We start from the raw sequence: 14,546 nt of genomic DNA, 5'->3' as shown, positions 1-14,546 counted from the left end.
CTTTAATTTACATTAATAGTACAGTATATATTATTAAAAAAAGTAAAACTGAATAATCAACTGCTTTTAATGAATTCAACGCTTTTTCAATGGTTATTTCCCCTTTTCCAAGTTTATAGCATCCAATCTTTTCAAGCCCCATATTCAATGAATTTGCAATTGTTGCCATAGTGTATCCAGAATTTGGTGAAGGGGTTTTGTTTCCCTCTTTAAAGAATCCATAAAATGCAGATTTTATTTTTCCTCCGTAAAATGGTGCGGTTATTATTAAAAGCATTCCAGCAATTCTTGACGGAATAAAATTTAAAATATCATCAAGGTATGCGGCAGTTTTTCCATAATATAGATATTTTTCTGATTTATAGCCAATCATTGCATCAAACGTGTTAACTGCGCGGTACAAAAAAGCCCCTGGAAGTCCAAAGATCGCAACATAAATTAACGGTGCAATGATACTGTCAGTAATGTTTTCTGATGCACTTTCAATTGAGGCAGACAAAATATGTTTTTTGCCCAATTCACTTGTATTTCTGCTTACAACGCACTGAACGGATTTTTTTGCACCATCTATATCATTATTTACAATATATCTTATTGGTGCTTTTGAAAATTCAATTAATGATTTGTGCCCGATTGAAAACGAAAGAATTATTGAATAAAGAGAAATTCTAATGTATGAATTTGAAATCGAGTTTATAACTTGTTCTATTTCGTAAGCCATGAAGAATACTATTGCTAAAACCAAAATAACATTGAAAAAACCAAAAAGTAAGTCTCTACTTTTATTTATCGAATTGGTTGATTTAAAGACATTTTCAAAAAAGATGATTAATTTTCCGATAAATATGACAGGGTGGACTTTTTCTGGAGGTTCTCCGATGTATCTATCGAAAAAATCTGCTAAAATTAAGTAAATTGGATTTATCATTGTTTAACCTTAAAGTTTTCCAAGTGCGTTTAAAAAGTTTTTAGTTTTATCTTTTTTAATTTTACTGTATTTTTCGAACTTTTTAACATCTATTTTATCTTTCAAAAGTTCTTTAACGTCATTCATCGCAGCCATTAACTTTAATATCTCTTCAATTTCCGTTTTTTCAAATCCAAAAGACTCTACAATATCCCAATCGTAAAGGAGGTAGGTTGAAACCCCGCCGAGGTTTTTTAGGGGTATTTCGTACTTTGGAAGTTCTTTTTCGAGTAAAAATTTCAAATCAAGTATTTTTTTAGGCTCGATATTTTCTACAACTAACCAGTTCAAATGTGCAGAAGATGGAGTAACAAGTATTGATGGGAACTGATTTGATCTGGTTCTTTCATCAGCTGATTTTTTTAGATAGTACGTTAAAAGGTCTTTTGAGAGATTTTTAAGGGGCACTTCTAAAGAAATATTCTCAAAAATTTCATCTTCCGTTTCAAGTGATGTTTTAAGCTTTTTTAATGGTTTTCCATTTCTATACAATCCTTTGTCTTCTAGATCAATTTTTAAATTCATTTTTTTAAGTTTAGTTTCTTCCATCGCACGTACATCAATTACGCCGCTTTCATAGTCATCACTTTTAAAATCACTGCATATCATACGGTATTTTTTAACAATGCATCTTTCTTCATCTGAAAGTTTCTCTTTTAATTTTTCATCAATTTTTTCAATTATTTCATCAGCGTACGCACTTAAATATGCCAAAGAAAGTGTTTTTTTGACATACTGGTCATTTAAGAGTTTATTTTTCGAATAATTTTTCTTAAGTGATGTGATTATCGCATCACCAAATGTTTTTTTGATATATCCTTCGTAATCTTCTTCTTCTATTTTTATTCGTTTAAATTTTCTTTTTCCATTTTCTAAAATAACGAGAGATAATGTAATCGAACTTAAAATGCCCTTTCCTTCGGTTTCAAAAGCGGTTAAAATTCTTTTGTATGATTTTATAAAAAAAGGAGGAATTTTAGAGAGCATTTCCTTATATGATCCATCAAATGATAGGTAGGAAAGTATTTTTTTGTTTCCCAAGTCTTCCTGAATATTTCCAATAGCAATTTTATGAGAAACTATTGCGTATTTTACTCTTTCAAGCGATCCTTTCTTTTCATCGACCATTCTTCTAAGATACGATGAATAATTGATTATTTCGTAAATATCATCGTCTTCTCCCCCTTTCAACCGGCCGACACCGATGTATGGCGTATCAAATCCTTGAAGTTCCATTTTTTCTCTAAAGTTTTCTAAAATTTTTAAATTATTTTCGAGAGTTTCACATATAAAGTTTACACTATCTTCTTTTTCGGAGTCGAAATCTTTTAATTTATCTCCAAAATTTGATAAACAATCTAAAAAATCATTGCATTCCTTAATCAAGACACTACTGTCCATATTATCCCGAAATTATGTCCTCTCGACAAAAGTACCTAATCGTATTTCCGCATTTTCAGGGCACACGTACTTAGGATATGTTATAATCTTCCTCAATTTCCCATTAACAATATCTTCGAATAGTATTTGTATGTTTTTATATTTTCTGGTTTTGTATGCGCAAACATTGCAGCCTTTAACAAAATAATGTTCGTTATGCGTTATAAAATTCACTACTCCCGGTTCGCTGTATACTGGGGGGCCAGTTCTTATTTTTACATCTGGAAGTTCATGAATTAAAAATTCCCAAGATAGATAACACGTATTTTCATCTGCAAAATTTTGGTATCTTATATATTCAAAATCATGTTCTTTAATTAATTTATTGATGCTTTTTTGTATTTTTTCCATTTGCGGGTATATTACATCTTCAACGATATTTTCGGGCCTTGAAATTTCTAAAGTTAATAAATATCCTCGTTCTCGTATATTTAAAAAATCTGTAATTTTTTTATCAAATCCATAAAAGAATTCTTTTGAAGGATTTTCTAAAAACATCTTTGAATAAAATATAAATTTGCAGAGGTTTTCTTCATTTAACGCTGCTGCAACGTTTCTGTTTAAATCAACCGGATCATATACGACTAAGGAATCGTCAAAATTTAAAAATTCATGTTCTTTTTTCAAATCATACATTTCGTAAATTTCGTTTAATACTATTGATTTATTCGGTCTCCAATTTTTTACGTCAGACAAAAGGCTTAAAAATCCGCCGTATTTTAATATCAAAAGTTCACACAGATATCCTGAAAAACCAGCAGTTTTTAAGTCAGAACCATAAATTCCAAGACCTTTTAAGAATTTTTTTAAAAGACGGATATCATCTGATAAATTTTTATTTTTGTAAGACATTATCAAAAATTCGTTATGAAGAGGAGTCCGGTCAACTGCGGAAATTATTTTTTCGCAGTTTTCAATGCCGTAGCACGGAACAATATCTAGATTGAATTTTTCAATTTCTCCAGAAACATAAGGGTGTTCAGCGTATTCTACCCAAGATTTTCCATTGAAATAATCAATTACTTCTTTTCCGATTCTTAAGCCAGATTCTTTTAACGTATCTCGATCGGTTTCCTTTTCAAATCTTAAAAAAATGTCAAGGTCATGATCGTCTTTTAAATTTGCATCTCTTGCAGTTGATCCGACTTGAATGATGTCTAAAACAGGATATTTTGAAATATCTTTAATTTTAGCGATTATTTTATCCGAAAATACTTTTAATTTATCTTTTTCCAGTTCTGTTGGACGGATATCGTTTAAAACTTCGTTTAAAATATCGTTATAATCGTTAATATTTAATTTTTTCAAAATACCCACCTGAAAATAAAATTTAAAAATAACTATGAAATATATTTAAAACAGATTAAACTGTGTTTTTTACGTTTTCGCGCTTGCATTGGACATCAATCGAGTTTTTAACATCCTTTAAATTCTGATATTTCTCAGATTGCATGTTTATGTATTTAAAAGCGTTTTCCGATAATCTTTTTGATAGGTTTTCGGGGATTGAATTGTCTCTTTCAGATAATCCTTCTGCAAGGCATGCAGCAAGTAAAAAAATAGCGGCCCTTTGTTCTGTTTTTAATTTGTGGATATGGTGGGGCTTTACGTCTAGTTCTTCGTAAGTTTTCAAATAAACACAGTCTCTTCCTTCCGGGACCATTTCTTTGAAGACGTGTACGAAAAATTGGTGGAGTTCCATCAGTTGTTCTTTATGCATTGGTTCCCCCTTTTAATTGTTGTGGATTAAATTAAACCATCATATTATATATAGTTTTCAGAGGTTTCGTTTCTGCTCTTTATTCTTATATTAAAAATATCGATAAAAGATCTAACGTGTAAACTCATACCTTATACTTTATATTACAATCCTTCTTATAGCAATACTTATAATTCCCCTTATACCAAACTTATTTATGCAGAAAAACGTACTAAATTTTAAGATTAATTGAGTTATTTGATTTAACTTTTGTACCGTTCATAATTCTAGGTGATATTTTGATTTTACTTGCATTGCCAAACAAAGGAAGAATTTCAAAACCTGTAAACGAAATTTTGGAAAAAGCAGGTTTAAAGATAAGCGTACACGGGAGAAGCCTTTTTGCACAAACTGTTGACCCAGAAATAAAAGTGATGTTTGCAAGAGCAAAAGACATTCCTGAATTTGTGAGGGATGGTGTTGCTGACGTTGGAGTTACTGGATACGATTTAATGCTTGAGCGAGATACTGAAGAAGAACTTGAAATGCTTTTAGATTTTAAGTTTGGAAATGCGAGACTTGTAATTGCAGCTCCTGAAAATTCAACCGTAAATTCTATTGAAGACGTAAAAGATGGAATGAAAATTGCAACAGAGTTTCCAGGCCTTACAAAAAGATATTTGGAAAAAAAAGGATTGAATTTAGAAATTATTGAATTAAGCGGCGCAACAGAAATTGCTCCATTTATCGGTGTTTCTGATTTAATTTGTGATTTAACTTCAACTGGAACAACACTTCAATTAAATAGGTTAAAAGAAGTAGAAAATGTAGTTTCATCAACAACAAGGCTTGTCGCAAACAAAAAAAGTATGGATGACCCAGAAAAAAGTGCAAAAATAAACCAAGTTCTTTCAGGAATTAAAAGTGTACTCTACGCACAAAGCAAAAGATTGATAATGATGAACGCTCCAAAAGACAAAGTTTCAGAAATTACATCAATAATTCCTGGAATGGGCGGTCCAACTGTATCTGAGATTCTTTCAAATGATAAAATGCTTGCAATTAATGCAGTAATTGATGAAAATAAGGTCTTTGAAACAGTCACTAATCTCGAAAGACTCGGTGCAAGAGATATTTTGGTCGTTCCAATAGAAAGAATACTTTAAAAATATTTTTTTATTCAGGCCATTTGATTTTAGATTAAAATAATATCTCTTAAAAAATCTTTTTATAGTTAAATTTAAAAAGAAAGTAGAGTATATTTATCTAGGTTTGAAATGAAGTTTATTCTTAAAATCTCGTCATGTTAAAATAATTTATTTTTATTATTTGGGTGAATAAAATGAGCGAAGATCTATCCATGAAATGCGGTCTTGAAATTCACGTACAGGTAGACACAAATTCTAAATTATTCTGCCAGTGCCCTACAAATTACAAAGACGTTGAACCAAACACGAACATCTGTCCAGTATGCATAGGACACCCCGGTGCAAAACCAATGCCTCCAAACAAAAAAGCAATCGATATGGCAATAATGGTTGCAAAAATGTTGGGCTGTGAAATGGTAATCGATAAAGACATCTATTTCCAGAGAAAACACTATAACTACCCAGATTTACCAAGTGGGTACCAAAAAACATCTGTTCCAATCGGAGAACACGGTAAATTTTTAGGTGTGGGAATTACTGAAGTTCACTTAGAGGAAGATCCCGGACAGTACAAGCCTGACCTTGGAACTGTTGACTACAACAGGAGCGGAACTCCGTTAATTGAGATTGTAACTGATCCAGACATGAAAAGCCCTGAAGAAGCGAGAGAATTTTTAAGGCAGTTACTGAGATTATTTAGATATATCGGCAACTTAAGGGGCGAAGGTACAATGAGGGCCGATACAAACATATCTATTAAATACAACGGAATTCAGGGAAATAGGGTTGAAGTTAAAAACGTAAACTCAATAAGGGGAGTTTACAAAGTTTTAAAATATGAATTAATTAGGCAGAAAAACGTTCTCAGAAGGGGCGGAGAAATTAAACTCGAAACAAGAGCTTTCATGGAAAGTCAAATGATTACAAAAGGAATGAGAAGCAAAGAAACTGCAGATGATTACAGATACATTCCAGACCCTGATTTACAGCCTATTGTTTTAAACAATGAATGGGTTGAAAAAGTAGAAGCCCAAATGCCAGAAACTCCTATGAACAAAGAAAAAAGGTTTGTTGAACAGTATGGAATAAAAGAAGACGATGCAAAAGTTTTAGTTTCAGATTTAGAACTTGCAGATGTTTTCGAAAAAGTTGTAGCTGAACTTGGAAACGATAAGGATGGAATTTCGCTTGCAGTTACCTGGATTAGAAATGAATTGAAGAGAGTTTTAGTTTACAATAAATTAGAATTCTTTGAAACAAATTTAAGGCCAGAACACATGGTTGAATTAATCAATTCAATTAAAGACAAAACAATCAGCCAAAAAATCGGTAAAACGATTATCGAGCAGATGGTTGAACACAAAGGAGAAAAAACTCCAAAAGAATTGATTAATGAAATGGGCTTAACAGTTATCGAAGACACAAGTGAACTTGAAAAAGCTTGTGAAGAAGCTATTAAAAACAGTGAAAAAGCAATCGAAGACTATAAATCTGGAAATCAAAGAGCATTGAACTCAGTAGTCGGCCAGGTAATGAAATTAACACGTGGAAGGGCAGAACCTGCAACCGTTGTCGAAATACTTAAGAAAAAAATTGATGGATAAATTTTATCTTTTTTTAAATTTTTAAAATAGTAAAAATATGAAATTATTCTTTTAATTTCCATTCAATATCTAATAACTCACTGTATTTTTCAAGAACTCTTTTTATATATTCATTGAAATTTCCTTTTTCAAATTCTTCTATCCATTTTTCATTTTCAAATTCGTAAGCTCCAGAAATTATCAATTCTTTAACTCTTTCACTTTCGATTTTTGGATAGCCGATGTTTGAATCGTACTTTGCAATTTTTTTGAATAATTCCATAGATTCTTCTGTGATATCAACATCGCTTACTTCTTTTACGAGGTTTTCGATTATTGGCGATACCCATTTTCGGTGGAATCTGCATATTCCGAGATTTTCAAGCGTAATTTCTTCAATTGAATTTTTAACGCTTAATTCTGCGAGTTCTTCAGGTTCTAAAAAAACACCGCACTGGTAGTATGTTAAATATTTACCCTGGATCAAATAAGGCATGAAATTTCCAATTGCCCAGTACATTGTTGGTGAAATCTGTCCATGTTCCCCGAAAGAATCGTAAACTGCAAAATCTTCGAATTTTTTATCAATAATTCTATTTTTATAATTTTCATTCAGTGTTTTTGCAGCTCTTCTAGCTCCAAATTTACAGATTTTTCCAAATTCGTTAGTTTCGAAAGCAATGTTTCTTGCAAGTTTTACGGCTTGTTCTGCATTATGTTTTGAATTTTTTAAGATATCGTCATCATTTTCAAAGTTTGAAATATCAAATAGTGGTTTTTCAATTCCAACTTCTTCGGGTTTTAACATGCCATTATCCAATAGTTCAAAAACCCAAGAACATAAGTTTCCAAATTCGATTGCATCAAATCCGAGTTTATCTATCGTATGAACTACCCTGTCTGCTGCATATATATCAAATACTCCAATACATGGACCATTTGCTTCATATGGCTCATAATCTACGTGAAGACCATTTCTGTATTTTTTACACACTACCGGACATGGTTCTCCGCAATTTGTCCAATTTTTAGTTTCAATTGCTTCTTTATCAAATCTACCAACAAAATATTCAAGTATTTTTTTATGTAATCTTAAACGTCTATTTTTATCGATAAATGGCATTCTCCAGTTAAATATCGGTGTTAAATCCATTGTAACATGGTAATTATTTCCAAACGTTCCGCCTGTTTTTCTTTCGTTACTGTATCGGTATTTTTCAGTATTTTCTAAAATTACCTTTGAATACTGCTTTTGGTAGTGTTCTTCGACAACAGATTTTACGTCCTTTTCAGGAGTTTTTTTACCAAAAAATACAACCCCTAAAATATTATGGGCCCGGTAAAGAACTGAACCACCACCGCCTCTTGCAGCCCAGTCCTCAGAACCTTCAACAATTTTTCCATTTCTTATGGTTTGCGAGTAAATTGCACCCATATTCGTAGTTTTTGAAGCAGGTCCAACTAAAAATGCCCTGTAATTTTTTTCATTAAATAATTCCAGTATTTTGTCATTAAATTTATAAATATCAGTTATTTCTTCAGTAAATGGAATAAATTCTATTTTTAATTCGTCTTCTTCTCCATTAATTACCAAAATACTTGGAACTTCACATTTTCCAGTAATCGCAACGTTTTGAACACCAGTATCTTTGAAAGTATAACCCGCACCTCCCATCGCAGAAAAGTGAAATCCATCCCATAGTGGTGATCTAAATGAAAAAATTAATCTATGTCCCCCAACTATTGGTAAAATTCCTTTTCCAAAACAGAACAGATTTTTTTCATTATATGCATTAAATTTCCATGTTTCGTATTTGTTGTGCAGATCAATTCCAAAAGAAATTGGAAACTCTTTTCCATCAAGTACTTCGTAATTTTGTCTTGATCCATCAATCAAAATGTTCATATACCACACCCTGATAAATTAATAAACACTTACAATTAATTGGGGTTTAAACCTATTTGTTTTTATTTATTTTGAATTTTAACGGGGATTTTATGAAAGAGAATGAATATCGATTCATAATGCGAATTTTTGTTTTAGTATCTTTTACAGCTGTTTTAATGATTGCAGTACCATTTTTAGACACAATTGCATTTGCATGTGCTTTTGCATATATGACAGAGCCTTTTTTTAATGCAGTACGACGATACGCTGGAAGAACTCTTGGGGCAATACTGAGTATTTTGATGGTGACAGTTCCTGCACTATCATTAGTAGTTTTAATTTTATCGGATGTTGTGGAATTTTTAAACACGTTAAATGTTCCAAGTCTTGTTGATACTACAATACAATTTGTAAATTATTTAGGATTACAAAATATCGCACAAGAAGATTTAAATCGGATACTTTCGGAATTATGGACTTTTTTAAAGCCAACCATAAATAAAATGGCAGAACAAATATATGGAATACCGCTTTTGTTTATAAAAGGATTGATTACAGTATTTTTGACGTATTATTTCTTAAAAGATGGCCATAGGTTTAAAGATGCAATAATGCCCCATGTTCCTGAAGTTTATCATGTTCAAACCGAGCTATTTATTCGAAAACTTAATGAAGCATATAAAAACCTCTTCGTTGTAAATGCTTTAACTTCATTTACTGTTGGATTAATCTCAATTGCTGGTTTTTGGGCAATAGGACTTCCAAATCCAGTTACACTTGGAGCATTGAGTGGTATTTTAACATTACTTCCAATTGTGGGTGGCTGGACCATATATATGCCATTATCTCTTTATTATATTGCAGTCGGAATGTATACAAAAGCAATTTTACTTTTTGGTTTTGGAGTAATCTTCTTATCTCTTGCACCCGATTTTGCAATAAGGCCAAGGCTCGTAAATCACGAAAGCGATATTCACCCCGCTATTGCACTTGTGGCATTTTTGATGGGGCCACTTGCTTTAGGAGTAACTGGTTTTGCATTAGGTCCTTTGATAATGGGCACATTTGATGCAATATTCCGGGTTAAAAATGGGAAAGATAGTATTATAAACCTAAAATAGCTAATAACTACAAAGTGATATAATGGAAAAGAAAATAGCAGTAACTGCAGGCACGTTTGATCTTTTACACCCTGGACACTTCAACACGCTTAATTTCGCGAAAAAACACGCAGATGAACTCGTTGTAATTATTGCAAGAGACGAAACTGTAAAAAAAATTAAGGGCAGAAGTCCGGTAATTCCTGAAGAACAGCGAAAGGTAATGATAGAAGCACTAAAACCAGTTGATCGTGCAGTTTTGGGTAGCTTAACTAATAAACTTGAACCGATTTTAGAAATCAGGCCAGATGTTATAATATTGGGTCCTGATCAGACAACTTACCAGATAAACGAACTGAAATCACAGCTTGCGAAACATTTTTTATATCCTGAAATATTAAAAGTTGAAGAATATGTAAAATGCCCATTCCACAGTTCTTACGATATTTTAAAAGAAATTGTTAGAAGATGGTGTTGTAAGGAATTAAAAGTGTAGTTTTGTGTTAACCATGGAAATTTATTTGATTTATTTATTTTTATTGGTGGTTGGTTGCATCGTAGGTTTTACGACCGGTGCTTTGGGACTTGGTGGCGGTTTTATAATGGTTCCAACCTTAATTTATATATTTCAAAATCTAGGAATTTCTGACGATTACGTTGTTGCAATGGCTGTTGGAACGAGTCTTTCAGTTATTTTTTTAACTTCACTAAACAGTGCTTATTCCCATTCAAAATATGGAAATATTATCTGGAAATATTCCCTATTGCTCGGATTTTCCGGAATTTTGGGAACTTTTGCAGGAGTTAAGATTGTTACAAATTATATAAGTGGTGATCTACACAGAATACTTTTCGGCATTATGTTGATAATCCTTTCATTAAATATGGCGTTTAACAAAACCAATCCAAAAATTGAAAGTAATCAAAACGTTAATTATCTGCCAGTACTATTGTGTGGATTTTTAATAGGTGTTTTGTCAAGCATGTTTGGGATTGGTGGTGGAACTATTGCAATTCCGATTTTGACTATATTTTTAAAAACGCCAATAAAAAAGAGTATAGGAACATCTCTTGGAATGATGGTGATAATTTCATTGAGCGGTTTTTTGGGATATCTATTAAGCTCTGTCGAGATAGTAGGTAGTTATAAATATCTAAATTTCATAGGATATGTTTCAGTGTCTGCTGCTTTGTCGATAGGTGTTATGAGCCTCATATTTTCAAGATATGGTGCTAAAATTTCAAATAATATTAATTCAGGTGTTTTAAAGAAATTTTTTGGAATTATACTTATGTTTGTTGGATTAACAATGATAATTTAAATTTAAACTGGCGTATTTAATTAACGGTGATATTTTGAAGACTATTTTAGGAAAAATTCATTTAAAATGGTGTATAAACTGTAACCTTCCAGTACTTGACACAAAATGTGCAATTTGCGATTCTGAAACGGTTGAAGTTAAAGTAACGCCCCCTGGAGATGCAAGGCCTGCATTTAAAGGCGATTTGGATTTAATAAATAAAACGATAAAATCACAATTTGGAATTGAAGAAAATCTATTTAAAAATAAAATGGTGCTCGTAAACAAGGCTCCAGGAATTGAATACTTTCAGGAAATTATAATTGACGGAATAATTTTTGGAATTTTAAATTTCAACGAGAAAAAACACGAATGGAAAATAATTCCGACAATCGAAGGTGCTAGAAGGCTTATTATTGCAGGATGTAAGAAAAAATTACTTGTAGTAAAAGAAGACGTTCCAAAATTCATATTAAACAAAGGTGCATCTGTTTTAAGACCTGGTGTGGCATATGCTTCTGAAGATATCGGAAATGACGAAGACGTTATTATATTGGTAGAAAGAAAAGATTCGAGTCATGATTTTACTGAAATGGATGTTTTGGGTGTTGGAAGGTCCAGAATGGACTACGAAAAGATCGTAAATTCTGAAAAGGGAATGGTCGCAAAGGTAAGAAAATCTGAACTTCCAAAAAATTCAGAAGTTTTGCATGAAATTGGCGAATTTGATGAATCAGTCAAAAAAATGATTGAAGCAAACAAAAACGCCATGAAAAAGGTTGAAAGCAATTCAATTGGATTTATGAGAAATACTGTTGTAAAAATTGGAAAACCAGTTTCCGTTGCATATTCTGGTGGAAAAGATAGCCTTGTAGTACTTCTTCTTGCATTTGAGGCGTTTAAAAACCATAAAGACCCTGTTGAATTCGAAGTTTTATTTAATGATACGGGAATTGAATTTAACGAAACATTAGATAATATTGAAAAAATTACTAATAAGTATGATATTGAAATTTTAAAAACCAGTTCAGGAGAATTCTGGGAAAAATTAGAAGAATATGGCCCCCCTGGAAGAGATAATCGATGGTGCAGTGAAGTCTGTAAGGTATCTCCCTTAGGAACACTTATCGATGAAAAATACGAAAAAGGATGCCTTTCTTTTGTAGGCCTTAGAAAATACGAATCGATAAATCGTTCAAAAAAACCAAGAATCTGGAATAGTCCAACGATTAAAAAACAGATGTTGTCCGCCCCAATATTAAATTGGACTGCAATGCATGTTTGGATATACATTTTAAAACATAAAGCTCCGTACAATGTATTATATGAACAGTGTTTTGATAGAGTGGGATGTTTCATGTGTCCTGCAATGGAAATTGGGGAAATCGAGTTAGTAAAAATGAGTTATCCGGAATTATGGGAAAAATGGGAGAGTTTCTTAAAAAGCCACGCCAAAATTCATGGAAAAGATGAAACTTGGGTAAAAGGCGGTTGGAGATGGACTAACAAAACAAGATCAAACAACCAAAAAGCAGACGAATCGATAAATGAAAACTGGCTCGGATAAATCTTGTAAACGTGTGCATATATTAATGAGTTATTATAATATTCTTATGAAAACAAAAGGTGATATGTTGCCAAAGATGCTACTGCTCCCAAAATTAACAATGTCTCTTGGCGGATATATAAGAGAAACTGTTGAAGTTTATCAACAAGATGGCGTAAAAGAATTCCCCCACAGAAACCTTGTGGTTGGAAATCCCACAAATGAACCAATAAAAATAGATATTCCTGCATACGATGAAAACTGGGTACAAAGACATCAGGAACTTGGTTTAATCGTAGTTCCTGTCGAAATGGACGAAGATTTTGTTGGAATATTTAAAATGGTTGAAGAAAAGGTTAAAAAAGCAATTTAAGTTAATCGGTGAAAAAATGATTAGAGGGGTGCTTTTTGACCTTGACGATACACTTTACAATTCTTCGAGTTTTGCAAGCCGTGCACGAAAAGAAGCATTGAGGTCCATGATTGATGCAGGTTTGAATTCTACTGAAGAAGATGCTTTAAAAATATTGAATAAAATTATTGAACAAAAGGGTTCAAACTATGGGGGCCACTTTAACGACCTTGTAAAGGCAGTTACTGGAACATATGATCCTAAAATAATTACAACAGGTATTATCACATACCACAACGTTAAATTTGCGCTACTTAGGCCATATTCTGACACAATAAAAACATTAATGGATTTAAGGAGTATAGGTTTAAGTTTGGGGATTTTAACAGACGGAATTACCATAAAACAATGGGAAAAATTAATAAGACTTGGAATCCATCCATTTTTTGATGAAGTCATAACTTCAGAAGAATATGGCCTAGGAAAACCAAATATCGAATTTTTCAATTATGGGCTTAAAAAAATTAATTTAAAAGCCGAAGAAGTGATTTATGTTGGGGATAGGGCTGACAAGGACATGGTTCCTGCAAAAACTGTTGGAATGACTACTGTAAGGATATTGCGGGGAAAATATTCAGAAATTAGCGATGATGTAAGTGATTACACCATAAAAAATATTTCAGAACTTTCGAAAATAATTAAACTACTTATTTAATTTTTATGGGATAATATGATTGACGAATTAAAAGGATTAATACTTTTTATGACTAGAATTCCAGTCGGACATTCAAAGAGTGATTTTGAAGATATTGCAAAATATTTCATGTTCATGCCCCTTGTTGGAACGTTAATTTCACTTTTTGGGGTATTTAGTGCATATTTATTAAATTATTTAGGATTTACTTCCGGAAATATACTTGGAACAACAGTATTATTTACATTATTATATATTCAGGGCTTCCACCATCTTGACGGGCTTGCTGATTATGGGGATTCATGGATGGTAACTGGAAATGCGAGAAAAAAATTAGAGGTCATGAAAGACGTTTACATGGGCATAGGCGGTTTTGTCTTTGTATTTTTTGTTGAACTTATGTCATTATTTTCCTTTGCATATCTATTTGAAACAAACAGTTTCACGTTATTTTTAAAATATATTATAATAATTGAAACCTGTTCAAGACTCGGGCTTTTATCCTGCGCTTGCTGCGGAATTCCTGCAAATGATGGAACTGGTAGATATTTTGCGAAAACGGCAAATGAATCGCACCTTTTAACGGGGTTAATATTTGCGCTTGGAGTTTCAATACTTCTTCAAATTCCAAAAATAGGTGTTCTGTGCTCAATTTTGGCAGTATTTTTAGGAATGTTTATTGCATGGAAATCTAATAATAAATTGGGCTGTGTAACAGGAGATATTTTTGGAGCAACCGCGGAAATATCAAGAATGGTATTTTTGATTGTAATTATTGCATTTACTCCATATTTTTCATTAGTTGGATAAATTAAAAATAAAGATATA

General features: G+C 32.1%; 14 protein-coding genes. 9 read left to right on the top strand and 5 right to left on the bottom strand.

Going from position 1 to position 14,546, the window contains the following annotated elements:
* Nucleotides 1-7 precede the first annotated feature (7 nt).
* The 4 genes from cbiB to MMARC5_RS03810 are packed head-to-tail and all read right to left on the bottom strand — an operon-like array spanning nucleotide 8 to nucleotide 4,127.
* Nucleotides 8-928: an adenosylcobinamide-phosphate synthase CbiB gene (gene cbiB, locus MMARC5_RS03825; protein WP_011868522.1), complete on the bottom strand. Its 921-nt coding sequence runs from the start codon at nucleotides 926-928 to the stop codon at nucleotides 8-10.
* Between the two features lie 9 nt (nucleotides 929-937).
* Nucleotides 938-2,368: a DUF530 family protein gene (locus tag MMARC5_RS03820; protein WP_011868521.1), complete on the bottom strand. Its 1,431-nt coding sequence runs from the start codon at nucleotides 2,366-2,368 to the stop codon at nucleotides 938-940.
* Between the two features lie 12 nt (nucleotides 2,369-2,380).
* Nucleotides 2,381-3,715: a CCA tRNA nucleotidyltransferase gene (cca, locus tag MMARC5_RS03815; protein ID WP_011868520.1), complete on the bottom strand. Its 1,335-nt coding sequence runs from the start codon at nucleotides 3,713-3,715 to the stop codon at nucleotides 2,381-2,383.
* A 55-nt stretch (nucleotides 3,716-3,770) separates the two neighbouring features.
* The gene (locus MMARC5_RS03810) at nucleotides 3,771-4,127 is read right to left on the bottom strand and encodes a UPF0058 family protein (protein ID WP_011868519.1); all 357 of its coding nucleotides are present in this window, start codon (nucleotides 4,125-4,127) and stop codon (nucleotides 3,771-3,773) included.
* Between the two features lie 278 nt (nucleotides 4,128-4,405).
* On the opposite strand from MMARC5_RS03810, the gene hisG reads away from it, so the two are divergent.
* Nucleotides 4,406-5,272: an ATP phosphoribosyltransferase gene (gene hisG / locus MMARC5_RS03805; RefSeq protein WP_011868518.1), complete on the top strand. Its 867-nt coding sequence runs from the start codon at nucleotides 4,406-4,408 to the stop codon at nucleotides 5,270-5,272.
* Between the two features lie 176 nt (nucleotides 5,273-5,448).
* Nucleotides 5,449-6,858: an Asp-tRNA(Asn)/Glu-tRNA(Gln) amidotransferase subunit GatB gene (gene gatB / locus MMARC5_RS03800; RefSeq protein ID WP_011868517.1), complete on the top strand. Its 1,410-nt coding sequence runs from the start codon at nucleotides 5,449-5,451 to the stop codon at nucleotides 6,856-6,858.
* 43 nt (nucleotides 6,859-6,901) lie between these two features.
* Here gatB and MMARC5_RS03795 read toward each other — a convergent pair whose 3' ends face one another.
* A complete protein-coding gene (locus MMARC5_RS03795) occupies nucleotides 6,902-8,743 on the bottom strand; it encodes an aldehyde ferredoxin oxidoreductase C-terminal domain-containing protein (protein ID WP_011868516.1) in 1,842 nt (613 codons plus the stop codon).
* A 92-nt stretch (nucleotides 8,744-8,835) separates the two neighbouring features.
* Here MMARC5_RS03795 and MMARC5_RS03790 point away from each other — a divergent pair, with 92 nt between their 5' ends.
* From MMARC5_RS03790 to cobS, 7 genes are all read left to right on the top strand, one after another.
* Entirely contained in the window at nucleotides 8,836-9,846 is a 1,011-nt protein-coding gene (locus MMARC5_RS03790; protein WP_011868515.1) for an AI-2E family transporter, read from the top strand.
* 22 nt (nucleotides 9,847-9,868) lie between these two features.
* Nucleotides 9,869-10,321 (top strand): FAD synthase family protein, encoded by a 453-nt coding sequence (locus tag MMARC5_RS03785; RefSeq protein ID WP_011868514.1) that lies wholly within the window; start codon nucleotides 9,869-9,871, stop codon nucleotides 10,319-10,321.
* Nucleotides 10,322-10,334: 13 nt separating this feature from the next.
* Nucleotides 10,335-11,147: a sulfite exporter TauE/SafE family protein gene (locus MMARC5_RS03780; protein WP_011868513.1), complete on the top strand. Its 813-nt coding sequence runs from the start codon at nucleotides 10,335-10,337 to the stop codon at nucleotides 11,145-11,147.
* 34 nt (nucleotides 11,148-11,181) lie between these two features.
* Nucleotides 11,182-12,693, top strand: coding sequence for a phosphoadenosine phosphosulfate reductase domain-containing protein (locus MMARC5_RS03775; protein ID WP_011868512.1), 1,512 nt, complete (start codon nucleotides 11,182-11,184; stop codon nucleotides 12,691-12,693).
* Nucleotides 12,694-12,760: 67 nt separating this feature from the next.
* Nucleotides 12,761-13,045, top strand: coding sequence for an energy-converting hydrogenase B subunit P (locus tag MMARC5_RS03770; RefSeq protein ID WP_011868511.1), 285 nt, complete (start codon nucleotides 12,761-12,763; stop codon nucleotides 13,043-13,045).
* A gap of 16 nt (nucleotides 13,046-13,061) precedes the next feature.
* On the top strand, nucleotides 13,062-13,739 hold the full coding sequence (locus tag MMARC5_RS03765) for a TIGR02253 family HAD-type hydrolase (RefSeq protein ID WP_011868510.1): 678 nt from the start codon (nucleotides 13,062-13,064) through the stop codon (nucleotides 13,737-13,739).
* 15 nt (nucleotides 13,740-13,754) lie between these two features.
* Nucleotides 13,755-14,528: an adenosylcobinamide-GDP ribazoletransferase gene (cobS, locus tag MMARC5_RS03760; RefSeq protein ID WP_011868509.1), complete on the top strand. Its 774-nt coding sequence runs from the start codon at nucleotides 13,755-13,757 to the stop codon at nucleotides 14,526-14,528.
* Nucleotides 14,529-14,546 lie beyond the last annotated feature (18 nt).

Source organism: Methanococcus maripaludis C5 (genome assembly GCF_000016125.1).
Lineage (GTDB): Archaea > AGJL01 > Methanococci > Methanococcales > Methanococcaceae > Methanococcus > Methanococcus maripaludis_D.
This window is presented reverse-complemented; position numbering and strand designations above follow the sequence as displayed.

What these genes read in the sequence shown, in the direction of transcription:
- cbiB (WP_011868522.1), bottom strand. Translation starts at nt 928, where the DNA reads ATGATAAATCCAATTTACTTAATTTTAGCAGATTTTTTCGATAGATAC.
- MMARC5_RS03820 (WP_011868521.1), bottom strand. Translation starts at nt 2,368, where the DNA reads ATGGACAGTAGTGTCTTGATTAAGGAATGCAATGATTTTTTAGATTGT.
- MMARC5_RS03810 (WP_011868519.1), bottom strand. Translation starts at nt 4,127, where the DNA reads ATGCATAAAGAACAACTGATGGAACTCCACCAATTTTTCGTACACGTC.
- gatB (WP_011868517.1), top strand. Translation starts at nt 5,449, where the DNA reads ATGAGCGAAGATCTATCCATGAAATGCGGTCTTGAAATTCACGTACAG.
- MMARC5_RS03795 (WP_011868516.1), bottom strand. Translation starts at nt 8,743, where the DNA reads ATGAACATTTTGATTGATGGATCAAGACAAAATTACGAAGTACTTGAT.
- MMARC5_RS03790 (WP_011868515.1), top strand. Translation starts at nt 8,836, where the DNA reads ATGAAAGAGAATGAATATCGATTCATAATGCGAATTTTTGTTTTAGTA.
- MMARC5_RS03785 (WP_011868514.1), top strand. Translation starts at nt 9,869, where the DNA reads ATGGAAAAGAAAATAGCAGTAACTGCAGGCACGTTTGATCTTTTACAC.
- MMARC5_RS03780 (WP_011868513.1), top strand. Translation starts at nt 10,335, where the DNA reads ATGGAAATTTATTTGATTTATTTATTTTTATTGGTGGTTGGTTGCATC.
- MMARC5_RS03765 (WP_011868510.1), top strand. Translation starts at nt 13,062, where the DNA reads ATGATTAGAGGGGTGCTTTTTGACCTTGACGATACACTTTACAATTCT.
- cobS (WP_011868509.1), top strand. Translation starts at nt 13,755, where the DNA reads ATGATTGACGAATTAAAAGGATTAATACTTTTTATGACTAGAATTCCA.